This window comes from Pseudomonas pseudonitroreducens (genome assembly GCF_021603645.1).
GTDB lineage: Bacteria > Pseudomonadota > Gammaproteobacteria > Pseudomonadales > Pseudomonadaceae > Pseudomonas > Pseudomonas pseudonitroreducens.
Genome location: NZ_BQHJ01000002.1, coordinates 275593 through 299634 on the forward strand (window position 1 = coordinate 275593; position 24042 = coordinate 299634).

Below are 24042 nucleotides of genomic sequence, written 5' to 3' on the forward strand. Positions count from 1 at the left end.
CAAAGCATCTTCCACCTCCGATGATTTTCCATCTTTCTGCTTGACGACTTATTTCACGTCGTGAATTATGTAGCCACGACAGGCCACCAACGGTCAAGCGGAGGCTTCCATGAACCTGATCGCCAGCTTCGATATAGACGCCCAGAAAGGCTTCACCCCGCTCTGCCCCAACGAACTGCCAGTCCCCGGCGGTGATGCCATCGGCGGCGCGCTGAACCGGATGGCCGAGCGCGCCAGCCTGCGCCTGGGCAGCAAGGACGCGCATAGCCCGCAAGCGCCCTGGGTAGTCAGCGAGCCGGCACAGATGCTGCAGCCGCTCGCCCTGCCCAATGCCGACCTCACCTGGGTCAGTCACTGTGTGCCGGGTACGCCGGGCTTCGAGCTGCTGGACGAGCTGCCCAAGCCGATGGACTACGACTTCTTCATCTGGAAGGGCGTCGAGCCGGATCTGCACCCCTACGGTGCGTGCTACCACGACCTGGGCGAACGCAGCAGCACCGGGGCCATCGAATACCTGCGGCAGAACGCGGTCAGCCACGTGCTGGTGGGCGGCCTGGCGCTGGACTACTGCGTGAAGACCACCGCGCTGCAACTGCGCCGCGCCGGCTTCCAGGTGCTGCTGTACCTGCCGGCCTGCCGGGCCATCGCGGAGGAAACCGCGAAGGCCGCCTGCAACGAAATGCGCAGCGCCGGGGTCATCCTCTGCGCGGACGAGAACGAATTGGATAGCGCCCTCGCGGGCATCAGGGAGAACTGATCATGGCCGAGAGCGTATTTGCCGAGAACATCGTGCAGAACCTGCTGGACACCGACTTCTACAAGCTGACGATGATGCAGGCAGTGCTGCACAACTACCCCAACGCCGAAGTGGAGTGGGAATTCCGCTGCCGCAACGCCGAGGACCTGCGCCCGTACCTGGCAGAAATCCGCTACCGCATCGAGCGCCTGGGCGAGCTGGAAGCCACTCCCGACCAGTTGGCTTTCCTCGAGCGCATCCCGTTCATCAAGCCGGACTTCATCCGCTTCCTCAGCCTGTTCCGCTTCAACCTGCGCTACGTGCACACCAGTATCGAGGACGGCCAGCTGGCCATCCGCCTGCGCGGGCCGTGGCTGCACGTGATCCTCTTCGAGGTACCGCTGCTGGCCATCGTCAGCGAGGTGCGCAACCGTTATCGCTATCGCGACGTGGTGCTGGAGCAGGCCGGCGAGCAGCTCTATCGCAAGCTCGACTGGCTGGCCGGCAATGCCAGCGAGGCAGAGCTGAAGGAATTCCAGGTGGCCGACTTCGGCACCCGCCGGCGCTTCTCCTACCGCACCCAGGAAGAAGTCGTGCACATCCTCAAGCGCGACTTCCCCGGCCGCTTCGTCGGCACCAGCAACGTGCACCTGGCCCGCGAATTCGACGTGAAGCCCATCGGCACCATGGCCCACGAATGGCTGATGGCTCACCAGCAGCTCGGCCCGCGACTGATCGACAGCCAGATCGCCGCGCTGGACTGCTGGGTACGCGAATACCGCGGCCAGTTGGGCATCGCCCTGACCGACTGCATTACCATGGACGCCTTCCTCAGCGACTTCGACCTGTACTTCGCCAAGCTCTTCGATGGCCTGCGCCACGATTCGGGCGATCCGCTGGTCTGGGCCGAGAAGGCCATCGCTCACTACCGCCGCCTGGGAATCGACCCGATGAGCAAGACCCTGGTGTTCTCCGACGGCCTCGACATGCCCAAGGCGTTGCAGCTCTTCCGTGCATTGCGTGGCAAGATCAACGTCAGTTTCGGCATCGGCACCAACCTGACCTGCGACATCCCCGGGGTGGAACCGATGAACATCGTGATCAAGATGACGGCCTGCAACGGCCACCCCGTGGCGAAGATTTCCGATACCCCGGGCAAGACCCAATGCCGCGACGAGAACTTCGTCGCCTACCTGCGCCACGTGTTCAAGGTCGCGCAGTAACCTTTTTCGCATCCGACCAGGAGCCCTTCGATGAAAGACAGACAGGCCGCCATCGCCAAAGAACTCAACGTGCAGCCGCCCTTCCAGTCCGACGCCGAGTTGCAGGCCGAAATCCAGCGCCGCGTGCGCTTCATCCAGGACTGCCTGAAGGGCTCGGGGATGAAGACCCTGGTGCTGGGCATCAGCGGCGGCGTCGACTCGCTGACCGCCGGCATGCTCTGCCAGCGCGCCGTGGAAGGCCTGCGCGCCGAGACCGGCAAGCAGGACTACCGCTTCCTCGCCGTGCGCCTGCCGTACAACGTGCAGGGCGACGAACAGGACGCCCAGGACTCGGTGGACTGCATCGCCCCCGACGAGCGCCACACCGTGAACATCGGCCCGTCGGTGCAGGCGCTGGCGGCGGAAACCCAGGCCCTGGAAGGCCTGGCCCCGGCCACCCGCGACTTCGCCCTGGGCAACACCAAGGCACGCATCCGCATGGTCGCCCAGTACACCATCGCCAACGCCCGCGCCGGTCTGGTGGTCGGCACCGACCACGCTGCCGAGGCGGTGATGGGCTTCTTCACCAAGTTCGGCGATGGCGCCTGCGACCTCGCCCCGCTCACCGGCCTGGTGAAGAACCAGGTGCGCAGCATCGCCCGCAGCCTCGGCGCGCCGGAGCACCTGGTGGAGAAAGTGCCGACCGCCGACCTCGAGGACCTCGCCCCCGGCAAACCGGACGAGCATTCCCACGGCGTGACCTACAAGGAAATCGACGCCTTCCTGCACGGCCAGGAGGTCAGCCAGGAGGCCTTCGACATCATCGTCCGCACCTTCGAGAAGACCCACCACAAGCGCGCCCTGCCGACCGCGCCGTAAGCACTCTGCAGCTAGCGGCGCGGGGTAGGCCCGCGCCGTCCGGCTCAATGCTGGGGAATGACGTAGCGCCAGATGGCGATGAAGTGCAGCAGGCTGCCGGCGATCACGAACAGGTGCCAGATGCCGTGCCAGTGACGGAAGCGGCTGTCGTAGGCAAAGAAGATGATGCCGATGGTGTAGAAGGCGCCGCCGCCCACCAGCCAGGCAAAGCCCGCGCCGCCCAGCGCGCGATACAGCGGCCCGACCGCGATCAGCACGATCCAGCCCATCACCGCGTAGATGATGATCGACAGCACCCGCGCCTCGGAGCGCGGCTTGATCTCCTGCAGCATGCCGATCACCGCCATCGACCAGACGATACCGAACAGCGTCCAGCCCCAGGGCCCCTTGAGTGTCACCAGGCAGAATGGCGTGTAGCTGCCGGCGATCAGCAGGTAGATCGACAGGTGGTCGAGCTTGCGCAGGATGACTTTCGCCCGCCCCCGCACGCTGTGGTAGAGCGTGGAGATGCTGTAGAGCAAAAGCAGTGTAGTGCCATAGATCGCCACGCTGACGATGCGCAACGGCTCGCCCAGCAGGCTGGTGGCGACCAATAGCCAGATGCCGCCGACCAGGGCCAGCACGGCGCCGATCAGGTGGGTCCAGGCGTTGAAGCGTTCACCGTGGTACATGGGTCCCCCGTTTGGATTCCAGCAACGGACACCCTAACTCCGTTTTTTTAAATAAAAAGCGTGAAATAAAAAGCCCGACCAATAGTCGGGCTTTCGAATCACAAGCTTTTCAGCAAAGCCGAATCACTTCACGGACAGGGTGCCCTTCATCATGGCCGAGTGGCCCGGGAAGGAGCAGAAGAACGCGTATTCATCGCCGGCCTTCAGCTTGGAGACGTCGAAGGTCACCGAATCCTTCTCACCGGAACCGATGATCTTGGTGTGGGCGATCACGCGGGTGTCACCGTCCTTCACGTAGTTCTTGTCCAGACCGGCGGCCATGCCGTCGGTCACCACGCCCTGCATGTCGGCGGCGGTGGTCAGGACCCAGTTATGGCCCATGACGTTCTTCGGCAGGCTGCCCGGGTGGGACAGGTTCACGGTGAAGGTCTTGCAGCTCTTGTCGACGCTGATGGCGTTGGTGCTGAACTGCATCTGGTCGTTGCCCTGGATGTCCACGGAGCATTCGGCGGCCAGCAGCGGGGCACTGAACAGGCCAAGCAGGGATACAGCGGCGAGTTTACGGAACATGACATGCCTCCTAGGCAGGTTGGGCGGAGAATCCTGAAGGGGAAGACTGCCCGAACGCGATCGGGGTTCCCCTGATCTGCATCAATGGCCTTCGGCCATGAGCCAAGCCTCGAACTGTCTATCAGGTCGATCAGCAGGATCAACGAGGCAGATCAGCGCACCCCGCCTAGCATAGACGCCATCCCCCGGCCCAACAGGAGTTCGCGCCATGCACCGTCTTCCGCTGTTACAAAGCCTGCTGCTACAGCACCTGCTCGCTTGCTACGCCCTCGGGGCCTGCGGCGGTGGCGACCGCCGGTTGCAAGTGGAGTAGTGCATTTCGCGCTTGGTCGGACTCCCCGCTGCCGCTACCCTGACGGCCTGCAAAACGAGGCCAGCAAATCGAGGACAGCTCCATGACCTTGCGTTCCATCTGCGTATTCTGCGGCGCCAGCCCCGGCGCCACCCCGATCTATCAGGAGGCCGCCGAAGCCCTCGGCCGCCATCTCGCCGAGAACGGCATCCAGCTGGTCTACGGCGGCGGGGCCGTGGGGCTGATGGGCATGGTCGCCAATGCCGCGCTGGCCGCGGGCGGAGAGGTCATCGGGATCATCCCGCAGAGCCTGAAAGACGCCGAAGTCGGCCACAGCGGACTGACCCGCCTGGAAGTGGTCGATGGCATGCACGCGCGCAAGGCCCGCATGGCCGAGCTGAGCGACGCCTTCATCGCCCTGCCGGGGGGCCTGGGCACCCTGGAAGAACTCTTCGAGGTATGGACCTGGGGGCAACTGGGCTACCACGCCAAGCCGCTTGGCCTGCTGGAAGTGAACGGTTTCTTCGACCCGCTGCTGACCTTCCTCGACCACCTGGTGCAGGAGCGTTTCGTGCGCCAGCCGCACCGTGACATGTTGCAGCGTGCCGCCTCGCCCGCCGCGCTGGTCAGCGCCCTCGCTGCCTGGAAGCCCCTGGCTGCGCCGAAGTGGGTGGATCGCACGCCGACCTGACACCTCGCTACCAGCAGCGCTCCGCGGCCGCGCCACGGAGCCCGCTGCTGGCCAGCGTCAGCACTCCGCAGGCGTCCCCAGCCATTGCGCCAACCGGCTCGGCCTGCAGGACGTAGCGCGACGCCTCCGGGCCAGAGGCAAAGCCCAGGCGGTAATAGGCTTCCCGTGCCTCCCGCGGCGACTGCTCGAACGGCAACGTGGCGCCCACGTAACTGCCTCGGCTGGTGTAGAAGCGCTCCAGCGACTGCGCCAGCTCCACCAGAGACTTCTGCGCATCCAGGCGACGCACGCGCTGGATATGCTCGCGGTATGTCGGCAGGGCAATGCCCAGAAGGACGCCGATCAGGCTCAGGCAGACCAGCATTTCGACCAGCGTGAAACCGCCAGTCACTCGCGTCATCGGCCTCATCTCAGCGAGCCTCCCACCAGGCCTTGCGGCCACTGTCGCGGAGCAACTCGAGCGCTTCAGACTGCGGACGGCCTGCGCGATCCACCCCCACGATGCGCCAGGGGCCTTCCGGGTCGGGCTGGAGCAGCGCAGCGCTGCACTGCTGTGCTGCGTCATTGTCCTCCACCTCGCCGCTTGGCAGACCACCGGCCAGCGCCTCGCCGCTGCCGGCATCCAGCACGACCGAGGCGTAAACCAGCGGATCGCTGCAGGGATCCTCTCCCACGGCGATCAGGTTGAACAGCACCAGCTTTCCATCACGAACCTGCGCCTGCTCCACCACCCGCGGGCCACCCGCCGGCAGGTCCAGGTACCAGCCACTGGCACCGCCGATGTCGACACCCGAGGACACCGGCCGCAGGTCCGAGCGCCCTGCCAGGGCCCTCCCGTCGTCGAGTACGCCGTAAAGACTTTCGCCTTGCGCCGAGGGCTCGTCATCCCCCGCGCGGTAATAGCGGCCGCTGCCGAACAGCACACGCACCTGCCCACCGCGGTCCAGCGTAGCCGCCACTGGCGCACTGATCGCCTGGGGACTGCCATCCGGCGCCTGCGCGCGGAACAACGGCTTGCCGGCCAACCAGGGCGGTATCGCCGAATGGCTGCCGTCCTCGCCCGCCAGGTCCACGCGCCAGAGATTCCCGAGGCTGTCGCCCACATAGAGGCGATTGGCAGTGACGTCGCCCGTACTGCTGATCGCCGTGACCGGCCCCAGATCACCGGCGCCGGGCAGTTCAATGCGTTTGAGCACCCGCCCGTTCGCCGCATCGAGCAGCCAGATGGCCCCACTGCGGCTTTCCGGGTCCCGGGCGCCGGAGGAAATCGCCACCACGAACCGTCCCGAAGCCAGGGCCATGAGGCTCGGCCGCCCGAGCGTGTAGCCGAGGTCAGGATGGCTGAACTCCCAGAGCACACTGCCCGGCCGCACCTGTTCGGGATCGCTGATGTCCAGCGCGAACAGGCTGTTCCCGCCCGCCCCCGTGCTGCCCACCAGGAGGGTTCGCCAACGCTCGCCGATCCAGGCGTTGCCCACCATCGGCGTCCCATCGACGTAGTAGCGATGCACATAGCCGGGATCGGCCAGCTCGCGAAGGTGCCCCAACACCGCCGCTGGCACAAAGGCGAACAGCTCCCGCCCGTCGAGCGCATCGAATCCGTGCAACATGCCGTCGTTGGCTCCCACTGCCACCAGCGGCGCGCGCTGCTGGTAAAGCGCGCTGGCGAGGAATTCCCGGTAGCCGCTACCCAGCGGTTCGGGAAGCTCGCCGTATGGCTGGGGGTCATGCCAGGAGTAGGCCGGCCGCGATCCGACAATATCGCCCAAACGACTGGAACGCTGGCGGAACGGCAACGCGCTGCCCGGCTCGCGGCGCTCCTGCAGGCGCGAACCGCGCAGGTAGTCCAGCAGCGCTTCGCCCTGCTTGGCGCCCAGCCTGCGCCGTTGTTCATCGTTCAGGTCACGCCAGACAAAGACCGCGCCTTCATTGGCCACCTGCACGCCATCCGCCCCGGCCAAGGCCGGCCGCACTGTGAGGATATTTCGCCCGGCCAGTTGCGCCTCGCTCAACTCATCCAGCTTCTGCGCAGCCGACCACCGCGGCAGCCGCTCGCCCTCACTCCAGAGCTGCAGATCGCCGCTCCAGTACCGACCCTCCAGCAAGGCGCTGAACCATTGGCCGAACTGCGGGCCCGCACTGAAGTTACCGATGCTTCCCGGTATATCGTCGGCCACGCGGGCGAATGCCTGCTTCAGCTCATCGCGCAGCCTGTCGGGGTCGCTGAGCTGCAGCAGGTTGGCCGGCCGACCTGCCGTGCCCTTCCACCAGCTATCCGGCAATGGCGTGGTGCGCGACGCTGAGTAGCGGCGCGGAACCACGAAGCCACCGTACTGGGTCGCCAGCCAGAGAGCGCTGCCAGGCCCGGACACCTCGCGCGACGATGCCAGCCAGTAAGTGGACGCGCTTTGCCGGCCGGGCAGGTCCGGGCGCAGGTCGCGCACATGGGCGTCATAGGCCAGCCCCGCCAGGGCGAACGCAGCGGCGGTGCCCGTGCCGCCCTGCATGGCCGCCACCCGTTGCGCTGCCTGGGCCACTTCAGCATCACCGAAATGCAGCAGGCTGCCGCCGGCCTCACCGTCACCCGCGCCGCCAATCCCGAGCAGGGCGTTGCGTTGGCAGGCGTAGAAGAACGGATCGCTCCAACGGGGCGAGTTCGTGTCCGCATCCTGGTAGCGCAGGTAACTCGTGGCGGCATGCAGCAGCTCACCGACATCATCGAACTGTCCTGGCAGCCCGCCACCCTCATCAAAGCGATTGAGGGAAAGCAGCACACCAGCCTGCCGATCGATGAGTACGCCGGTCTGCGCCGACCACTCCTGCAACGGATTGTCCTGTCCATCGTCCAGCCAGGGGCCGACGAATTTCTGCGGCACGCGCAACACTGCGCTGCCTGCATCGTCTGGGCGGCCGAAGAGGCTGAAGCGCAAGCGCCCGGCGTATTGCTGCAGCAGCCCCTCGGGCTTGTAGTGCTCGCCGTAACGCTGGCAATTGCGCTCCAGTTGCCCACCCACGCAGACCTCCACGCGCACCATCAGCCGATAGGTCGCCGCTGGCAGCAGCGGCTCGCCCGACAGGAACTCCTGCGGCTCGCCGGGAAACTCGGGAGCGCGGCTGAGCAACAGGCTGCGTTGCTCCCCGCCGATACGCAGATACAGCGTTGTGCCGGAAAATGGCGTCGCCCCCGCGACAGCGTCGAGCGGCAGGCTGCGATCCGGGAAGGCTGCGCCCTGCTCCAGGCTCCGGCCCTTCTGCAGTACCGTCAGGCCGACGCTGTCGATAAAGCGGTCGCCGCCGGTCAGGACAGCGCGATACACATCGACAGCCTGCGCCGTCGCCCAGTTGAGGAAGTTGCCGCTCCACGCTTGCCGGCAGGCATGGGCCAAGGCCTGACCGATAGGCTGGAAGTAGCGAGCCGGGGCCGTCTCGGCGTGACGGTACGCGTAGCACTTGTCCGGGTCGAAGTAGCCGATGTAGCGCTCAGCGCTGGAGTAGACAGGATCTGGATTGGCCGCCGCCGCTACTGCCTCGTGGGCCGATGAGGGCAACAGCAGCAGGTTGCCCGCTCCGCCGCTGGCGATCTGCAGCGGAACCTGGCTGACCGGCGCGGCCAGCAACGAGCCCGCCAGGCTGGAGCACAGCATCAGGAAACCAAGTCTTCCGCGGCCCACCGCAACCTCCTTGCTGCTCGCTAACGGATGAAATAGATGCTGCCGAGCCGAACGCTGGAAACCGGCTCTCCCGAAGGCTGGAGACGCGCGCCGTAGCCACTGGCCTGTACTTCGACGGCCACACCATGGGCCGCCCTGCCCTTGCCGACCTCCAGCCCTTCGCTGGTCAACCAGCGCAGGAAGCGCAGTCGATAGACCGGCGGCGCAGCGCCTTCGGCAAAGCTACTCGCGGTCCCCCCGGCGTCATAGGCGGAAGCCTCGGCAAGGCCACGCCGGGAGATATCCCGTGCCGCCGCTTCGCCTGCCCGCAAAGCCGCTTCCGCTGCCTGAAACGCCACCTGCCGATCACGCAGGTTGCCGGCCATGCGCTCTTCCAGCTGCACTATGCGCATGCCCGCCAGACCGATGAGGGTGAGCAGCAGCAACATGACCAGCGAGACCAGCAGCACGGCCCCGCGCTCGGATCGATGGCGCAGCGGCACGTTCGCGTTCATGGCGGCGGATTGCGCAGTGCAAAGGTGCTGCCCATTACCAGGCGCAGCCGCCGCTCCGCACTCGGCGCCAGGCTGCGGCCGTCGAACTCCACCGCTTTTGGCACCTCGTCGGCCTCGACTGTCTGGCTCTGCAGCAGCAGGCTGACGCGCACCGTGCGCACCCGGCGCCAGTCTCCAGCAGCCATTTCCCGCGCCGCCTTGTAGGCCGCCACGACTTCGCTGCCGGTACCCGCTACGCCGTAGCGCAGGCTCATTCCGGCAACCCCGCTGACCAGTTCGCTGGCCTGCTGCTTCTCGGTGGATTCACTGATTTCGGTAACGAACAGTCCCGGCGTTCCGTCGGTGCCGCGGCCGACCCAGTAGATGGCGTAGCGGTAGGCATAGACTCGTGTCGCCGGCACCAGGAAGTGCTCCAGCGAGCGATCCGCGAGCAGGCTCGCCGTGTTCCCGGCGTTGCGCAGGAGCAGGCAGGATTGTTGATCGCTGAGCAGATAGAGGGCTCCGGCGAGCGCACTCGATGAAGTCAGGAGCAACCGGTTGCCGCTGATCGAGCGTGCCTGGAGGCCGGCGTCGGCGGCATAGCGCAACAACAGCGCATCCGTATTCGACAAGCGCCCGGAAGGCACCCAGGCCAGCGCTGCCATGCCAGCTCCGTAGCCTTCGATGGGCGACCGCTCCACCGCATACTGGGCGCCATCGCTCCCGGAGGCATTGACCAGGCCCCCGGTGCAGGCGCCCGCGAACCCGGCATTGCGCAGGTCGCGCCCCACAGCCTCCAGCGCAAAGCGGCCGTTTTCCTGCAACTCGGCCAGGGCCATGCCGCTCTGGTAGCTGCGCTTGCTGCCGACGACGACCTGGATGACGCCCGCCAGCAGGATCAGGCCGAGGGCCATGGCCACCAGCAGCTCGACCAGAGAGAGCCCGCGCTGACGCACTTCACAGCCCTGCCCGGTAGGTGAAGGTTTCCACTGCGGCTTGCGCTGCATCCAGGCGCTCGCGTGCGCGTCGATCACTCCAGCGCACGGCAATGATCGTACTGTAGAGAGCACCGCTGCGGATCACCTGGATGGCGCCACTGCCCGTTCCACCGAGCGTCTCGCAGACGGCGGCCTGCCACTGGCCGAGGTCGAGTTGCGCACGCGTCGAGCCGCCGGCCTTCGGGCAGCCGTCGGCGACATCGGTGAAGTTCACGTCATAAGCGCCAGCGCGGGCGGCGTCCGGGTTGGCGCGCAGCAGATCGGCCATTTCGCTGGCCAGCCAGGAAGCCTGGGAGCGTTGCAGCGCGCTGTAGCCGGCGGCGGCGCCGATGTTCTGCAGCCCCGCCAACCCCAGCAGGCCAATACCGAGGATGAGTACCGAGACCAGTACTTCGACCAGGGTGAACCCTTTGCTCCGCTTGCCGCCGCACATACCCGCCACCTCGCCGCTGAGAAGTGAACGCCAAGATTCACGGCAAAGTCCGCAGCGGTCAGCCAGACAGTGGCTGGGAGATCAAAGAGAAAAATCTGCTAGCCGGCCCGGATTGAGCGCGCAGCTAGGATGGCGTCCGAAGAATCGCACCATTCATCCGGGCCGGCGCGCCATCGGTCCTCAGCCAGCCGCTCGCAGCGATAAAAGAAAAGGCCACCTCACGGTGGCCTTTGCAGGATCGGCAAACGTCAGCTGTTCGCCGACTGCTGGACGATCACCGTCTGCGCCGGCATCGGTGCCGGGAAGTCGGTGCCCAGGGCTTCCTTGATGGTGCGGTTGGTGTCGAAGTAGACCTGCCAGTACGCGTCGTTGTGGCAGTACGGGCGTACGGCGAGCACCGGGCCGACCAGGTTGAACTCGAGGATCTCCACGTCCACCGGCGGCTCGCTGAGCACGTTGGGGATGGCTGCAATGCGCTGCTTGAGCACGGCGGCGGCGGCCTGCCAGTCGGCTGCGCCGGAAAGTTGCGCCTTGAGCTCCACGCGGCGGTAGGGGTTGTGGGTGAAGTTCTGAATGTTGTCGCTGAAGATCTTGTTGTTGCCCACCAGGGTCAGGACGTTGTCCGGCGTGTTGATTGCGGTGGCGAACAGGCCGATTTCCTTGACGGTACCGGTCACGCCGCCCGCGCAGATGAAATCACCGACCTTGAATGGCCGCAGCACGATGATGAAGCCGCCGGCCGCGAGGTTCGCCAGCAGCCCGGACCAGGCCATGCCGATGGCCAGGCCGATCGCTGCGATCAGCGCCGCGAGGCTGGTGGTCTGCACGCCGAAGTAGCCGAGGATGCCCACCACCAGGAGGATGTTCAGGGTGACGGTGATGAACGAGCCGACATAGCGCAATACCGTGGGGTCGACGCTCTGTCGCGCCAGGGCCTTTTCGACCATGCCGACGGCGAAGCTGATCAGCCAGCGGCCGAGAACCCAGAAGAGAATGGCTACGAGAATCTTCACACCGAAAGCGAGCGCGTACTGCGAAACCGTCGCCCACAGTGCGTTGATCTTCTCCGTACCCACATTGATGATGTTCGTATCGTCCATGGAAGCGCACCTGCGAGAGAAAGGGACCAGATGAACGCTAGCACGACCCCAGCGGTTTGCTCGTCGCAGCACGCAGCCCAGAGCCCTGGCGGGCTCCAGGCCTTGTTCCACTAGCAGTCGCCGGGTAGCGAGGCGATCCAGCGGTTGAGTATTTCCAGTCCCTCACGGTGAACCAGGGCGCGGCCCAGCTCGGGCATCATGTCGCCTGGCTTGTCGCTGCCGACGCGGTAGCTGAGCACGGATTTCTCCGGACTGCCGGGGTGGATGTCCTCCAGCCGCCCCCCGGTGCCGCCGCCTGCCGCCACCGGTGGCTTGCACAGGCCATAGGCGATGGATACCGGTGTGTGCGGGTCGAGGTGCAGGCCGGAGGTGCGCGCCGCGCCCTTGGGGTTGTGGCAGTGCGAGCAGTTGGCGTCGAGGTAGCTGCGTGCCTGTTTTTCCAGGTCCTCGCCCGGACGCGGGTGGCCCCACAGGGCGTTCTGCGGGACTTGCGCGAGCGCTGGCAGGCCCTTGAGGAAACCGCGTGCCTGCCAGTGCTGCAGCTGGTTCTCGCTACCCTGGGCATAGGCGAAGTCCTTGTTCAGGTGCCGTGCCTTGGGCCCCAGCGGCGCTATGCCGCCGCCCTTCTGTTCGGCGTGACACTCCGAGCACTGGTTGGCGTCCGGCACCATGTAGGTGAAGGCGGTCTTCTTGCCGTCCTCGGCGGTCAGCTCCAGCGCCGGGCTGTCGCCGGCAACCTCCAGGGTCGCTTCGCTCTGGTCGGCATTCCACACGTAGGGCAGCGCCGCCCAGCCATCCTTCTGGCGAACCAGCACGCGGGTTTCCACCAGGTGCACCCTGGCCATGTCGAGCCCGGCCTTGGGGTCGCGGTCGTCCTGGCTGTTCTGCAGCAGGTTGCCCTGGGCGTCCCTGGGGTAATAGAAGGTCTTGGTCAGCACGGTGCCGACGGGGTAGTCGAAACGCTCCTCGGCGTACTGCGCCGACTGCCCTTCGGGCATCCACACGGTACGCAGCTTGTGCGCGTAATCGGTGAACAGCGGGGTGTTGAGGTCATACGGCAGTACCTCGGCGGCCGGCGTCAGGTGGCCGTCCGCCAGGTGCAGCATGCCCCAGCCACTGAGCTTCTCCGGGTAGTCGTCGCCTTCGGGCTGATAACGCGGCTTGCTCTCCTGCCCGCACCCGGCCAGCGTAGCGGCCAGGGCGAGCGACAACAGGAACGAAGCGGGTTTCATCATGCCTTGTTGCCCTTCTCACCCAGCCCGGCCTGTTCGATCTTCGGCAGCGGCTTGAGCTTGCACTGGTGCGAGCTCATGTCGGTGCTGATGTTCTTGTAGCCGTTGGGGCCATCGACGTTGACGATGCCGGCGTTGCCGTTGTCGATGCAGATGGCCAGGGCTTCGGGCAGCTTGCCGTCGACCAGTTTCTTCTCGTTGAAGTAGCCATCCCAGAGGATGTCCGGCAGGCGCCCGCTGAGGCCGAACTTGGCGACTTTCAGCGCCTTCAGCTCCAGGTGGTCGGGGCTGTCGCCGCCGGGGCCGAAGGTGTTGCCGTGGATGAAGATGCCTTCGGGATACGGGTCGAAGTTGGGTTGGGTGGCCTTGTCCGAATAGCCGGTGCTGAAGTAGCTGCTAACGATGACGTTGGCGGTCTTGTGGTTGCCGATCCTGTTGTTGAAGATTTCCACGTCGTCGTTGGAGTTCACCACCACGCCCGAGCCCGCCGGCACGCTGGCCACCGGAGTGCCCTTGTGGCCGAAGTTGTCGTGGTTGTTGCCCTGCACGTCGTTGTCGAAGACGCGGGTGCCGCGCCCCGGCTGCGGCAGGTTGGGCATGTTGAAGACGAGGATGCCGCCGGTGTTGTCGGTGGCGACGTTGTTGTAGACGTCGGCGCCGATGGTGTTTTCGATCTCGATGCCGGCGACGTTGCGCTCGGCGCGGTTGTTGCGCACCACGACGTTGCGCGACTGGCCCACGTAGATACCCGAGTCGGAGGCGCCGATGGCGACGTTGCCTTCGAGCAGGGTGTTCTCGGTCTGCACCGGGTAGATGCCATAGCCGCCATTCTCGGTGGAGGCGCCGTTGGTCCACTCGGTGCGGACATTGCGGATGACGATGTTCTTGCCGCCGATGACCTTCAGGCCATCGCCCTTGGTGTCCTCGATGGCCAGGCTCTCGATGGTGAAGTCGGAGGCATCGACGAACAGGCCTTCGGCACCGGCCTTCTGGTTCTTGAAGTTGAGGATGGTCTTGTCCATCCCGGCGCCACGGATGGTCACGCCGTCGACCTTCAGGCTCAGGCTGCGGTCCAGGTGGTAGGTGCCGGCAGGAATGTCGATGACATCGCCGGCCTTGGCCTTGATCAGGCGCGCCTGCAGGTCCTTCTGGAAGTCGCTGCTGACAGCTGCGGTAGGCTTGTCGCCTTCGCCGCAGGCGGCCAGGGCAACGGAGAATGCGAGAAGCGAGAGGGTAGCGAGACGCATGGCGGGCTCCGGTCTTGTTCTTATGATATGGAACTATCGTACCAATTAAGCCCGAGAATACTCCTACATCCCGCGCCGCGCCAGCCCTTCAGACGCATCGCACTTTGATTGATTGACGTCACTGTTTCACAGTGGCGGATCGGGATGATCTGCGCTTCCAACCCAAGGAGTGCACGGATGAGCTTCATGCCCTGGAACGACGAGTTCGTGATCGGAATCGAGCGGATCGATGAACAGCACCGCTGGCTGGTCGACCTCACCAACGCGCTGTACGACAGCCTCAACGGCCAGGATGGCGAGGGCCAGCCCATCGGCGAACTGCTGGAGCAACTGGTGGAGTACACGATGAATCACTTCATCGTCGAGGAAGTACTGTTCCAGCGCCTGGGTTACCCCGAGGAAGAGGCGCACCGCGCCGAGCACGACCGCTTCAACCGGCAGATCATCGACCTGCTGTACCGCCACGAGGATGGCGAGGTCGTCTCGGTCGAAGCCCTGGAGCTGCTCAAGGCCTGGCTGATCCACCACATTCTGAAGGTGGACAAGGCCTACGTGAGTTTCTTCCAGCAAAAAGGCGTGACTGCCTGACAGTCACGCCTTCTCGATCACGCAGTCGGGCCGATCAGCGCGGGATGTTCGGCTGCCGCTTGGTGGTGCGCTTCTTGCCCTTGGCATAGCTGCTGGCCTTGCCTTCCTCCGCCTTGTTCCACGGCTTGGAGCCGTTGCTGGCGCGCGGCGGCAGGCCGGTGTGCTGGGTCAGCAGCGGCTTGCCGGTCTTCTTGCTGCCGGCCGGGGTGGAGTTCTTGCGGCGCGCACTCTGGTACTCGTCGGTCTGCGGCTGGTAGGTCGGGATCAGGTGATGCTTGCCGTTGCCGATCAGGTCGGCACGACCCATGCGCTCCAGTGCCTCGCGCAGCATCGGCCAGCCCTTCGGGTCGTGGTAACGCAGGAAGGCCTTGTGCAGGCGACGCTGCTGGTCGCTCTTGACGATGGTCACGCCGTCGCTCTTGTAGGTGACCTTGCGCAGCGGGTTCTTGCCCGAGTGGTACATGGCGGTCGCGCTGGCCATTGGCGAGGGATAGAACGCCTGCACCTGGTCCGCGCGGAAGCCGTTGCGCTTGAGCCACAGGGCGAGGTTCATCATGTCCTCGTCGGTGGTGCCCGGATGCGCGGCAATGAAGTACGGGATCAGGTACTGCTCCTTGCCCGCCTCCTTGGAGAACTTCTCGAACATGCGCTTGAAGGCGTCGTAGGTACCGATGCCCGGCTTCATCATCTTCGACAGCGGGCCTTCCTCGGTGTGCTCCGGGGCGATCTTCAGGTAACCGCCGACGTGGTGCGTCACCAGCTCCTTGACGTACTCGGGCGATTCCACGGCGAGGTCGTAGCGCAGGCCCGAGGCGATCAGGATCTTCTTCACGCCCGGCAGGGCACGGGCCTTGCGGTACAGCTCGATGAGCGAGGAGTGGTCGGTGTTGAGGTTCTCGCAGATGCCCGGCCAGACGCACGACGGCTTGCGGCAGTGGCGCTCGATCTCCGGGTCCTTGCAGGCGATGCGGTACATGTTCGCGGTCGGCCCGCCCAGGTCGGAGACGACACCGGTGAAGCCCGGCACCTTCTTCATTTCCTCGATCTCGGCGAGGATCGACTCGTGGGAACGGTTCTGGATGATTCGCCCCTCGTGCTCGGTGATCGAGCAGAAGGTGCAGCCACCGAAGCAGCCACGCATGATGTTCACCGAGAAGCGAATCATCTCGTAGGCCGGAATCTTTTCCTTGCCGTACAGCGGGTGCGGCACGCGCGCATAGGGCATGCCGAACACGTAGTCCATTTCCTCGGTGCTCATCGGAATGGGCGGCGGGTTGAACCACACGTCCACTTCACCGTGCTTCTGCACCAGGGCACGGGCGTTGCCGGGGTTGGTTTCCAGGTGCAGCACGCGGTTGGCGTGGGCATACAGCACGGCGTCGCTGCGCACCTTCTCGAACGACGGCAGGCGGATCACCGTGCGCTCGCGCTCCAGGCGCGGGTGTGCCAGCAGTTGCACGACCTTGGCTTCGTTCGGGTCTTCCTGTTCGCCCTTTTCCTGCTCGATGGCGCAGGCGGCGGTGTCCTGGGTGTTCACATACGGGTTGATGATCTTGTCGACCTTGCCCGGGCGATCGATGCGGGTGGAGTCCACCTCGAACCAGCCTTCCGGGGTGTCGCGACGCACGAAGGCGGTGCCGCGCACGTCGGTGATCTGCTCGACCAGCTCGCCGGCGGCCAGGCGCTGGGCAATCTCCACCACGGCGCGCTCGGCGTTGCCGTACAGCAGGATATCGGCGGTGGCGTCCATCAGGATGGAGCGGCGTACCTTGTCCTGCCAGTAGTCGTAGTGGGCGATGCGGCGCAGCGAGGCCTCGATGCCGCCGAGCACCACCGGGGTGTCGCTGTAGGCTTCCTTGCAGCGCTGGCTGTAGACCAGGCTGGCACGGTCCGGGCGCTTGCCGGCGAGGCCGCCCGGGGTGTAGGCGTCATCGCTGCGGACCTTCTTGTCCGCGGTATAGCGGTTGATCATCGAGTCCATGTTGCCCGCTGCCACGCCGAAGAACAGGTTCGGCTGGCCGAGCTTCATGAAGTCGTCCTTCGAACGCCAATCCGGCTGGGCAATGATTCCCACGCGGAAGCCCTGGGCCTCCAGCAGGCGGCCGATGATGGCCATGCCGAACGACGGATGGTCGACGTAGGCATCCCCGGTGACGATGATGATGTCGCAGGAATCCCAACCCAGCTGGTCCATCTCTTCCTTGCTCATGGGCAGGAACGGCGCCGGACCGAAACACTCGGCCCAGAACTTGGGATAGTCGAACAGCGGCTTGGCGGCTTGCATCACGGGCACCGGGGGTATCTCTAGTAGGATTCGCGGAAAAACGCGGGCGCGGAATATAGCACAAAAAGTGTACAAATCCGACTACCGAGCTCAGATTTAACCGGCGTACGGTAGATTGCCAATGCCATCATATGGCTATACTTCAGCCACTATCCGCAGTACGCCTGGCCATCGCGCCCAGGCCAGGGAGTGCCTGTCGTGCGTCGTGCCATCGTGCTGTTGCTTACTCTGCTGTTCTGCCACACGGCGCTAGCCTTCGAACTGGACGACAAGGCCAGCGGCGCCTGGCTCAACGATCACCTCGAACTGCTGCAGGAACGTGACGGCCCGCTGTCGCTGGCAGCCGTGCAGGCCAGCCACGACTTCGTGCCGGCCAACGGCCGTACCAGCGTCGGCCAGAGCCCCGACGGCTGGTGGCTGCGCCTGGACCTCGAGCGCCGCACCAGCCCGCTGGGCGGCTGGTGGCTGGAGGTGGACGCGGTCAACCTGAAGGACCTGCGTCTCTATCTGCCGGACGCCCAGGGGAATTATCGCCAGGTGCTCTCTGGTGAGGCCGTGCCCTTCGCCGAGGGCCGCGACCGCGACTACCGCCGACCGGTCTTCCACCTGCCCGAGGGCACCGGCCCGGTACGCCTGTATGCCCGCGTCTACGATCCGGCCGGCAACTCCTTCCCGCTACGCATCTGGTCGCTGGACGACCTGCAGGACCACCGCGCCGATACCGGCCTGTTCCTCGGCTTCATCTACGGCCTGATCGCCGCCCTGCTGCTGTACAACCTGTTCATCCTGCTGACCCTGCGCGACCCGGCGTACTTCTGGTACGTATTGACCACCGCCGCCGCGCTGCTGTTCAGCCTGGGCATGAGCGGCCATGGCTTCGAGTACTTCTGGCCGGACCACCCGGTACCCTGGTGGCTGGACCGCATCACCCTGCCCTCGCTCTGGGGGCTGTGCGTGCACCGCTTCACCATCACCCTGCTGCAGACCCGCCGCCATGTGCGCTGGTCGCACTGGCTGCTGAACCTGAACTGCGCGCTCTACGTGCTGACCATCGTCCTCGGCGCCCTGCAATTGCGCGGCGTCGCCGGCTGGATGCTGGTAGTGATCACCCTGATTGGCGTGCCGGCGGCGCTGGGTGGCGCCCTGGTGCGCTGGCGCCAGGGCTCGTTCCCGGCCTTCCTCTACCTGCTCGGCTTCGGCCTGGTGCTGACCAGCGTGAGCATCTCGGTCATGCGCGCCACCGGCGTAGTCCAGCCATCGCCGCTGACCTCGTACATCTTCCCCATCGCCGTGGCCATGGAGTCGGTGCTGTTCTCCTTTGCCCTCACCTCGCGCATCCAGGGGCTCAAGCGCGAGCGCGCCCAGGCACTGGAACAGGCCGACCGGGAGAAGAGCGCACGCCTGACCCTGATGCAGAGCGCCCAGCACGACCTGGCGAAGGCCGTGGCCGAGCGTACCGCCGAACTGACCCAGAGCAACCAGCTGCTGCGCGAGCGCGAAGTACAACTGCAGCACGCTGCCCACTACGACCCGCTGACCGGCTTGCCGAATCGTCGCTACCTGGTGGAGCACGCCGAGCACGCCCTGGCCAACGCCCAGCAGAACGGCGAGACCCTGGCACTGATGCTGGTCGACCTCGATCACTTCAAGCCGATCAACGACAGCCACGGCCATGACGCGGGCGACTTCATGCTGCAGAACGTCGGCAACCGCCTGCGCCAGTGTGTGCGCGGCAGCGACTGCGTGGCACGCCTGGGTGGCGATGAGTTCGCAGCACTGATCGCCGGCCCCGACGCCGAAGGTCACGCCAAGGAAATCGCCTGCCGCATCCTCAACGAGCTGTCGCGCCCGGTGAAGTTCGACAGCCTGGAGCTGCGCGTCACGCCGAGCATCGGCGTGGCCATCTATCCCAGCCACGCCATGCAGTTCAGCAAGCTCTACAAGGCCGCTGACCAGGCGCTTTACGAGGTGAAGGGCAACGGTCGGGCGGCCTACGCCATGGCTAACGAGGTCGGCGGCGAAACCAGCGAGCTCTGGCTGGAAAACGAATGGCTGGAAAGCGAAGACCGCAGCTGATCAGCTGCGGTAGCGGCGCGGCACGCGGGCAGTGACCTTGGTCAGCAGCTCGTAGCCGATGGTCCCGGCATGGGTCGCCACCTCGTCGACTGGCAGGTTGGCGCCCCACAACTCGACGCGATCGCCGACGGCGGCGCCGGGCAGGTCGGTCAGGTCCACCGCCAGCATGTCCATGGAGACGCGCCCGGCCAGCGGCGCGCGCTGGCCAGCCACCAGCACCGGCGTGCCGCTCGGCGCGTGACGTGGATAGCCGTCGGCGTAGCCACAGCTCACGGTGCCGATACGCGACGGCCGCTCAGCCACCCAGGTGGCTCCGTAACCGACACTCTGCCCCACCGCCACCTCGCGCACGGCGATCAGCTGCGCCTCCAGGCTCATGGCCGGGCGCAGGCCCAGTTCGGCCGCGCCGATGTCGGCGAACGGCGTGGCGCCGTAAAGCATGATGCCGGGACGAACCCAGTCCATGTGCGCGGCGGGAATGGTCAGCACGGCGGCGGAGTTGGCCAGCGAGCGCAGGTCGAAATCCAGGTCCAGCACACTGAGGAAGCAGGCCACCTGGTCTTCGCTCAGCTCGTCGCCACGCAGGTCAGCATTGGCGAAGTGGCTCATCAGGTTCAGCTCGGCCACCTGCGGCGCCTGGCGCAAGCGGGGGTGCCAGTCGCGCAGCGCCGCAGGCGAAAAGCCCAGGCGGTGCATGCCGCTATCCAGCTTCATCCACACATTCAGCGCACTGGGCAGTTGAGCGGCGAGCAAAGCCTGGGCCTGCTCGACGCCCTGCACGGCCACGTCCAGGCGCAACTGGGCGGCGATCAGGTACTCCGCGGGCTCGAAGCAGCCTTCCAGCAGCAGAATGCGGGCGCCGGCGTGCAGGGCACGTACCTCGGCGGCTTCCTCCAGGCAGGCCACCGCGAAGCCGTCAGCCTCGTCGTGCAGGCAGCTCACCACCTCCCGCGCACCATGCCCGTAAGCGTTCGCCTTGACCACCGCAAAGGCTTCGCGCCCGGGTGCACAGCGCTTGGCGACGGCGTAGTTGTGGCGAATGGCGGCTAGATCGACGTGGGCGACGAGCGGGCGCATGGCAGCCTCTGCAATGAAAACGGGCGCCTATCTTAAGGCGCCCGTCGATCACGCGGAATGCGGCATCGTTACTCGTCTTCGAAGTTGTACATGCCGGGCGCGAGGTTCTCGAAGCGGCTGTAGCGGCCGAGGAAGGCCACCCGCACCGTGCCGATGGGGCCGTTACGCTGTTTGCCGAGGATGATCTCGGCGACGCCCTTGAACTCGGTTTCCGGGTGATACACCTCGTCGCGGTAAACGAACATGATCACGTCGGCGTCCTGCTCGATCGCTCCGGATTCCCGCAGGTCGGAGTTCACCGGACGCTTGTTGGGGCGCTGCTCCAGCGAGCGGTTGAGCTGGGAGAGTGCCACCACCGGGCAGTTGAATTCCTTCGCCAGCGCCTTGAGCGAGCGGGAAATCTCGGAAATCTCGTTGGTACGGTTGTCGCCGGCGGAACCGGGGATCTGCATGAGCTGCAGGTAGTCCACCATGATCATGCCGATCTCGCCGTGTTCGCGCGCCAGACGGCGGGTCCGCGCGCGCATTTCCGAGGGCGAGATGCCCGCGGTGTCGTCGATGAACAGCTTGCGGTCGCTGAGCAGGTTCACTGCCGAAGTCAGGCGCGGCCAATCCTCGTCGTCCAGCTTGCCGGTACGCACCTTGGTCTGGTCGATGCGCCCGAGCGAGGCGAGCATACGCATCACGATGGAGTCGGAAGGCATCTCCAGCGAGTACACCAGGATCGCCTTGTCGCTGCGCATCAGGGCGTTCTCCACCAGGTTCATGGCGAAGGTGGTCTTGCCCATCGACGGGCGGCCGGCGACGATGATCAGGTCGGACGGCTGCAGGCCGCTGGTCTTCTCGTCGAGGTCGGTGAAGCCGGTGGTGATACCGGTCAGCGCATCCGAGGTGTTGAACAGGTGATCGATGCGGTCGATGGTCTTGACCAGGATGTCACCGATGCCCACCGGGCCTCCGGTCTTCGGCCGCGCTTCGGCGATCTCGAAGATCTTGCGCTCGGCTTCGTCGAGCACTTCGTTGGCGCTGCGCCCTTCGGGGTTGAAGGCGCTGTCGGCGATATCGCTGCTGATGCCGATCAACTGCCGCAAGGTGGCGCGCTCGCGGATGATGCCCGCGTAAGCCTTGATGTTCGCCACCGAAGGCGTGTTCTTCGCCAGCTCGGCGAGGTAGGCAAGGCCGCCCACCTGGGGCAGTTGCCCTTCGCGTTCGAGCTGCTCGGAGAGGGTCACCACGTCGATCGGCTGGTTGGCTTCGGCGAGCTTGTAGACGGCGCGGAAGATCAGGCGATGGTCATGGCGGTAGAAGTCACCGTCGGACACGGCGTCGGAGACGCGCTCCCAGGCGTTGTTGTCGAGCATCAGACCACCCAGCACCGCCTGTTCGGCTTCGATCGAGTGCGGCGGCACCTTGAGGGAAGCGGTCTGCAGGTCGTATTGCTCGGGGACGGTGATGTCGTTCATGGGCTCTTCGTGTTGAATGAAACGGCGGAAAAAACAAAGGGCACGGACCGAAGATCGGAACCGTGCCCATTGTTAGCGGACAGCTTCACACAGGCAAGCCGTGGGAAGCGTCCTAGCGACGGATCGCTTACTCGGCGACTACAACCACGTGCAGGGTTGCATCAACATCCATGTGCAGTTGCACTTCGATGTTGTATTCGCCTACAGCGCGCAGGGCGCCGTCGGGCAGGCGAACTTCGCTCTTTTCCAGCGGGTAGCCAGCAGCCGAAACGGCGTCGGCGATGTCGCGGGTGCCGATCGAACCGAACAGTTTGCCTTCGTCGCCAGCGTGGGCGCCGATGGTCACGATCAGTTCGGCCAGTTGGGCAGCACGAGCTTCAGCAGCGGCTTTTTTCTCAGCAGCGGCTTTTTCCAGCTCTGCGCGGCGCTCTTCGAAAGCAGCGACGTTGGCAGCGGTGGCAGCGGTGGCTTTGCCCTGCGGCAGCAGGTAGTTACGAGCGTAACCGCCCTTTACGTTCAGCTTGTCGCCCAGGTTGCCCAGTTTGGCGATCTTTTCCAGCAGGATGACTTCCATTTGAGTCTTACCTCTTAACTTTTAACCTTCACCGTTCGCAGCTTTCTGGCGCTTCGCCAGACGACCGCGAAAATCAAACAGACTGTCGACTACGGCGACAAGACAGATCACATTGCCCAGTACGAATACCAACAGGTACAGCGGTGCCAGCCAGAAGCCCGGAAGCTTCTTCAGCGCGGCCAGGCCGTGCCCCAGTGCGATCCCGGCGAACAGCAACGGGATCATGCACAACGGCGCCAGCATGGTGGCCGCGGGCCCTGCGAAGGGCAGTGCCACAACGCCGACCAGCAGCGCTACAGCCGTGCTCGGCGACAGGCGCAGTGCGCGGAACTCGCGGCCAAACCCTTCCGGGTTGAACAGTACTGCTTGCCAGTAACGCGCCAGCATCAGGCACAACAGGCTGATCGTCTGCAGTGAAGCTGCCATCAGGCCGGTGATGGTCGGAACCATCTCCGCCTGCAGGGCGGCCATCTGTTCCGGCGAAAGCTTGGCTTCGGCCAGAACCTGCGGCAGTGCCTTGCCGAATGCATCGGCAAGACCCGCGACCAACCCGGCCGACACCGTGCTGAGCAGCAGCACGAACACCGCACCGAGCACAACGCTCGCCAGCATCACCTGGTTCCAGGACACCTTGCTGCGCAGAACCTGCGCCAGCACGGCACTACCCACCAGAACCAGACTTACGCTGGGGTCACCCAGGTACCACCAGGCCAGCGCCGGAAGCAGCGCCCAGGCCAGGATGCCAAAGGCATCACGCGGACCACGGCGCAACAGCACCAGACTGCCTGCTGCGGCACCGAGCCAGAACAACGGCTGCAGTACCGCGGCTGCGACGACCACCAGGGTCGCCTGCATGCGGCCTCGCATGACGAATTCAGCCAATGCGCGCATGCGATCTATCCATCAATTCCAGTCGACTGCCCGATCAACGGCCGTGGCTGTCGGTGTAGGGAAGCAGGGCCAGGTAACGGGCGCGCTTGATAGCGGTCGCCAGCTGACGCTGGTACTTGGCTTTGGTGCCGGTGATACGGCTCGGAACGATCTTGCCGGTTTCGGAAACGTAGGCCTTCAGGGTGTTCAGATCTTTGTAATCGATCTCTTTCACGCCTTCAGCGGTGAAACGGCAGAACTTACGACGACGGAAGAAACGTGCCATGTGTGTGGCTCCTCAATACTGGTCCGGGATTACTCGTCAGCGCTGTCGCGGCTATCTTCGCCGTCAGCGGACTCGCCCTCGTTCGATTCGGGACGCTCACGGCGCTCACGGCGCTCGTTGCGGCTCTCTTCGGCCTTCAGCATTTCGGACTGGCCGGTAACGGCTTCGTCGCGACGGATGACCATGTTACGGATCACGGCGTCGTTGTAACGGAAGTTGTCTTCCATTTCTGCCAGGGCCTTGGCGGTGCACTCGACGTTCATCAGAACGTAGTGAGCCTTGTGCACGTTGTTGATGGCGTAAGCCAGCTGACGACGGCCCCAGTCTTCCAGACGGTGGACTTTGCCGCCGTCTTCTTCGATGGCCTTGGTGTAACGCTCGACCATGCCACCGACTTGTTCGCTCTGGTCCGGGTGAACCAGGAACACGATTTCGTAATGACGCATAAATGCTCCTTACGGATTGCAGCCTGCCGACAAAGCGGTCAGACAAGGAGTGAATGATTTTTTCCTTGCCGCTCGGAAGCACGCGCGAACGCCTGCCCGGACGACAAGGGCCGACATTCTAGAGAAGGGGGGAAGGTGGCGCAAGGAAATTGACGATTATTTGTACAACGGGCTTTTCGTAGG

23 protein-coding genes are annotated in these 24042 nt (G+C 65.2%); 6 read left to right on the top strand and 17 right to left on the bottom strand.

Annotated features, from left to right (window positions below; genetic code table 11):
- Positions 1-109 precede the first annotated feature (109 nt).
- From L6D89_RS05455 to nadE, 3 genes are read left to right on the top strand one after another with little or no spacing between them, the layout of a single operon-like run.
- Complete coding sequence (locus tag L6D89_RS05455) at positions 110-757, top strand: nicotinamidase (protein ID WP_236199011.1); 648 nt, start codon at positions 110-112, stop codon at positions 755-757.
- A gap of 2 nt (positions 758-759) precedes the next feature.
- Positions 760-1959 carry a nicotinate phosphoribosyltransferase gene (pncB, locus tag L6D89_RS05460; protein WP_236199012.1) on the top strand — a complete coding sequence of 400 codons (1200 nt, stop codon included), beginning with the start codon at positions 760-762 and terminating at the stop codon, positions 1957-1959.
- Positions 1960-1989: 30 nt separating this feature from the next.
- Positions 1990-2817 carry an ammonia-dependent NAD(+) synthetase gene (gene nadE / locus L6D89_RS05465; RefSeq protein ID WP_236171317.1) on the top strand — a complete coding sequence of 276 codons (828 nt, stop codon included), beginning with the start codon at positions 1990-1992 and terminating at the stop codon, positions 2815-2817.
- 44 nt (positions 2818-2861) lie between these two features.
- On the opposite strand, the gene trhA is transcribed toward nadE, so the two are convergent.
- Positions 2862-3488, bottom strand: a complete 627-nt coding sequence (gene trhA, locus L6D89_RS05470) for a PAQR family membrane homeostasis protein TrhA (RefSeq protein ID WP_184595256.1) — start codon at positions 3486-3488, stop codon at positions 2862-2864.
- A 123-nt stretch (positions 3489-3611) separates the two neighbouring features.
- Entirely contained in the window at positions 3612-4058 is a 447-nt protein-coding gene (gene azu / locus L6D89_RS05475) for an azurin (RefSeq protein ID WP_236171316.1), read from the bottom strand.
- Between the two features lie 395 nt (positions 4059-4453).
- On the opposite strand from azu, the gene L6D89_RS05480 reads away from it, so the two are divergent.
- The gene (locus L6D89_RS05480) at positions 4454-5041 is read left to right on the top strand and encodes an LOG family protein (protein WP_236199013.1); all 588 of its coding nucleotides are present in this window, start codon (positions 4454-4456) and stop codon (positions 5039-5041) included.
- A 7-nt stretch (positions 5042-5048) separates the two neighbouring features.
- Here L6D89_RS05480 and L6D89_RS05485 read toward each other — a convergent pair whose 3' ends face one another.
- The 8 genes from L6D89_RS05485 to L6D89_RS05520 all read right to left on the bottom strand — a co-directional run bounded on the left by L6D89_RS05485 (position 5049) and on the right by L6D89_RS05520 (position 14195).
- Positions 5049-5441: a type IV pilin protein gene (locus L6D89_RS05485; RefSeq protein ID WP_236199014.1), complete on the bottom strand. Its 393-nt coding sequence runs from the start codon at positions 5439-5441 to the stop codon at positions 5049-5051.
- A 10-nt stretch (positions 5442-5451) separates the two neighbouring features.
- A complete protein-coding gene (locus tag L6D89_RS05490) occupies positions 5452-8712 on the bottom strand; it encodes a pilus assembly protein (protein ID WP_236199015.1) in 3261 nt (1086 codons plus the stop codon).
- Positions 8713-8732: 20 nt separating this feature from the next.
- On the bottom strand, positions 8733-9206 hold the full coding sequence (locus L6D89_RS05495) for a PilX N-terminal domain-containing pilus assembly protein (protein WP_236199016.1): 474 nt from the start codon (positions 9204-9206) through the stop codon (positions 8733-8735).
- A complete protein-coding gene (locus L6D89_RS05500; RefSeq protein WP_236199017.1) occupies positions 9203-10192 on the bottom strand; it encodes a PilW family protein in 990 nt (329 codons plus the stop codon). Before L6D89_RS05500 ends, L6D89_RS05495 begins: the two co-directional genes overlap by 4 nt.
- Positions 10143-10616, bottom strand: coding sequence for a type IV pilus modification protein PilV (gene pilV, locus L6D89_RS05505; RefSeq protein WP_236199018.1), 474 nt, complete (start codon positions 10614-10616; stop codon positions 10143-10145). Before pilV ends, L6D89_RS05500 begins: the two co-directional genes overlap by 50 nt.
- A gap of 248 nt (positions 10617-10864) precedes the next feature.
- Positions 10865-11716: a mechanosensitive ion channel family protein gene (locus L6D89_RS05510; RefSeq protein WP_236171309.1), complete on the bottom strand. Its 852-nt coding sequence runs from the start codon at positions 11714-11716 to the stop codon at positions 10865-10867.
- A 110-nt stretch (positions 11717-11826) separates the two neighbouring features.
- Positions 11827-12951: an SO2930 family diheme c-type cytochrome gene (locus L6D89_RS05515; RefSeq protein WP_373873553.1), complete on the bottom strand. Its 1125-nt coding sequence runs from the start codon at positions 12949-12951 to the stop codon at positions 11827-11829.
- Positions 12948-14195 carry a parallel beta-helix domain-containing protein gene (locus L6D89_RS05520; protein ID WP_236199019.1) on the bottom strand — a complete coding sequence of 416 codons (1248 nt, stop codon included), beginning with the start codon at positions 14193-14195 and terminating at the stop codon, positions 12948-12950. Before L6D89_RS05520 ends, L6D89_RS05515 begins: the two co-directional genes overlap by 4 nt.
- Positions 14196-14372: 177 nt before the next feature.
- Between L6D89_RS05520 and L6D89_RS05525 the strand changes: the two genes are divergently transcribed.
- A complete protein-coding gene (locus L6D89_RS05525) occupies positions 14373-14783 on the top strand; it encodes a bacteriohemerythrin (protein ID WP_236171307.1) in 411 nt (136 codons plus the stop codon).
- A gap of 34 nt (positions 14784-14817) precedes the next feature.
- Here L6D89_RS05525 and L6D89_RS05530 read toward each other — a convergent pair whose 3' ends face one another.
- Complete coding sequence (locus tag L6D89_RS05530; protein WP_236199020.1) at positions 14818-17067, bottom strand: YgiQ family radical SAM protein; 2250 nt, start codon at positions 17065-17067, stop codon at positions 14818-14820.
- A gap of 198 nt (positions 17068-17265) precedes the next feature.
- Here L6D89_RS05530 and L6D89_RS05535 point away from each other — a divergent pair, with 198 nt between their 5' ends.
- The gene (locus L6D89_RS05535) at positions 17266-19143 is read left to right on the top strand and encodes a GGDEF domain-containing protein (RefSeq protein WP_236199021.1); all 1878 of its coding nucleotides are present in this window, start codon (positions 17266-17268) and stop codon (positions 19141-19143) included.
- On the opposite strand, the gene alr is transcribed toward L6D89_RS05535, so the two are convergent.
- The 6 genes from alr to rpsF form a co-directional block, all read right to left on the bottom strand.
- Positions 19144-20220, bottom strand: coding sequence for an alanine racemase (alr, locus tag L6D89_RS05540; protein WP_236199022.1), 1077 nt, complete (start codon positions 20218-20220; stop codon positions 19144-19146).
- A 68-nt stretch (positions 20221-20288) separates the two neighbouring features.
- A complete protein-coding gene (dnaB, locus tag L6D89_RS05545) occupies positions 20289-21683 on the bottom strand; it encodes a replicative DNA helicase (protein ID WP_038803348.1) in 1395 nt (464 codons plus the stop codon).
- Positions 21684-21810: 127 nt separating this feature from the next.
- Positions 21811-22257, bottom strand: a complete 447-nt coding sequence (gene rplI / locus L6D89_RS05550; protein WP_015479134.1) for a 50S ribosomal protein L9 — start codon at positions 22255-22257, stop codon at positions 21811-21813.
- Positions 22258-22278: 21 nt separating this feature from the next.
- Positions 22279-23148, bottom strand: a complete 870-nt coding sequence (locus tag L6D89_RS05555; protein ID WP_236171303.1) for a hypothetical protein — start codon at positions 23146-23148, stop codon at positions 22279-22281.
- 34 nt (positions 23149-23182) lie between these two features.
- Positions 23183-23413, bottom strand: coding sequence for a 30S ribosomal protein S18 (rpsR, locus tag L6D89_RS05560; protein ID WP_003095634.1), 231 nt, complete (start codon positions 23411-23413; stop codon positions 23183-23185).
- A gap of 29 nt (positions 23414-23442) precedes the next feature.
- Positions 23443-23859 (bottom strand): 30S ribosomal protein S6, encoded by a 417-nt coding sequence (gene rpsF, locus L6D89_RS05565; protein WP_015479136.1) that lies wholly within the window; start codon positions 23857-23859, stop codon positions 23443-23445.
- Between the last annotated feature and the right edge of the window lie 183 nt (positions 23860-24042).

Coding starts and splice junctions, on each gene's coding strand:
- L6D89_RS05455 (WP_236199011.1), top strand. CDS start 110: ATGAACCTGATCGCCAGCTTCGATATAGACGCCCAGAAAGGCTTCACC.
- pncB (WP_236199012.1), top strand. CDS start 760: ATGGCCGAGAGCGTATTTGCCGAGAACATCGTGCAGAACCTGCTGGAC.
- nadE (WP_236171317.1), top strand. CDS start 1,990: ATGAAAGACAGACAGGCCGCCATCGCCAAAGAACTCAACGTGCAGCCG.
- trhA (WP_184595256.1), bottom strand. CDS start 3,488: ATGTACCACGGTGAACGCTTCAACGCCTGGACCCACCTGATCGGCGCC.
- azu (WP_236171316.1), bottom strand. CDS start 4,058: ATGTTCCGTAAACTCGCCGCTGTATCCCTGCTTGGCCTGTTCAGTGCC.
- L6D89_RS05480 (WP_236199013.1), top strand. CDS start 4,454: ATGACCTTGCGTTCCATCTGCGTATTCTGCGGCGCCAGCCCCGGCGCC.
- L6D89_RS05485 (WP_236199014.1), bottom strand. CDS start 5,441: ATGACGCGAGTGACTGGCGGTTTCACGCTGGTCGAAATGCTGGTCTGC.
- L6D89_RS05495 (WP_236199016.1), bottom strand. CDS start 9,206: ATGAACGCGAACGTGCCGCTGCGCCATCGATCCGAGCGCGGGGCCGTG.
- L6D89_RS05500 (WP_236199017.1), bottom strand. CDS start 10,192: ATGCAGCGCAAGCCGCAGTGGAAACCTTCACCTACCGGGCAGGGCTGT.
- pilV (WP_236199018.1), bottom strand. CDS start 10,616: ATGTGCGGCGGCAAGCGGAGCAAAGGGTTCACCCTGGTCGAAGTACTG.
- L6D89_RS05510 (WP_236171309.1), bottom strand. CDS start 11,716: ATGGACGATACGAACATCATCAATGTGGGTACGGAGAAGATCAACGCA.
- L6D89_RS05515 (WP_373873553.1), bottom strand. CDS start 12,951: ATGATGAAACCCGCTTCGTTCCTGTTGTCGCTCGCCCTGGCCGCTACG.
- L6D89_RS05520 (WP_236199019.1), bottom strand. CDS start 14,195: ATGCGTCTCGCTACCCTCTCGCTTCTCGCATTCTCCGTTGCCCTGGCC.
- L6D89_RS05525 (WP_236171307.1), top strand. CDS start 14,373: ATGAGCTTCATGCCCTGGAACGACGAGTTCGTGATCGGAATCGAGCGG.
- L6D89_RS05530 (WP_236199020.1), bottom strand. CDS start 17,067: ATGCAAGCCGCCAAGCCGCTGTTCGACTATCCCAAGTTCTGGGCCGAG.
- alr (WP_236199022.1), bottom strand. CDS start 20,220: ATGCGCCCGCTCGTCGCCCACGTCGATCTAGCCGCCATTCGCCACAAC.
- dnaB (WP_038803348.1), bottom strand. CDS start 21,683: ATGAACGACATCACCGTCCCCGAGCAATACGACCTGCAGACCGCTTCC.
- rplI (WP_015479134.1), bottom strand. CDS start 22,257: ATGGAAGTCATCCTGCTGGAAAAGATCGCCAAACTGGGCAACCTGGGC.
- L6D89_RS05555 (WP_236171303.1), bottom strand. CDS start 23,148: ATGCGCGCATTGGCTGAATTCGTCATGCGAGGCCGCATGCAGGCGACC.
- rpsR (WP_003095634.1), bottom strand. CDS start 23,413: ATGGCACGTTTCTTCCGTCGTCGTAAGTTCTGCCGTTTCACCGCTGAA.
- rpsF (WP_015479136.1), bottom strand. CDS start 23,859: ATGCGTCATTACGAAATCGTGTTCCTGGTTCACCCGGACCAGAGCGAA.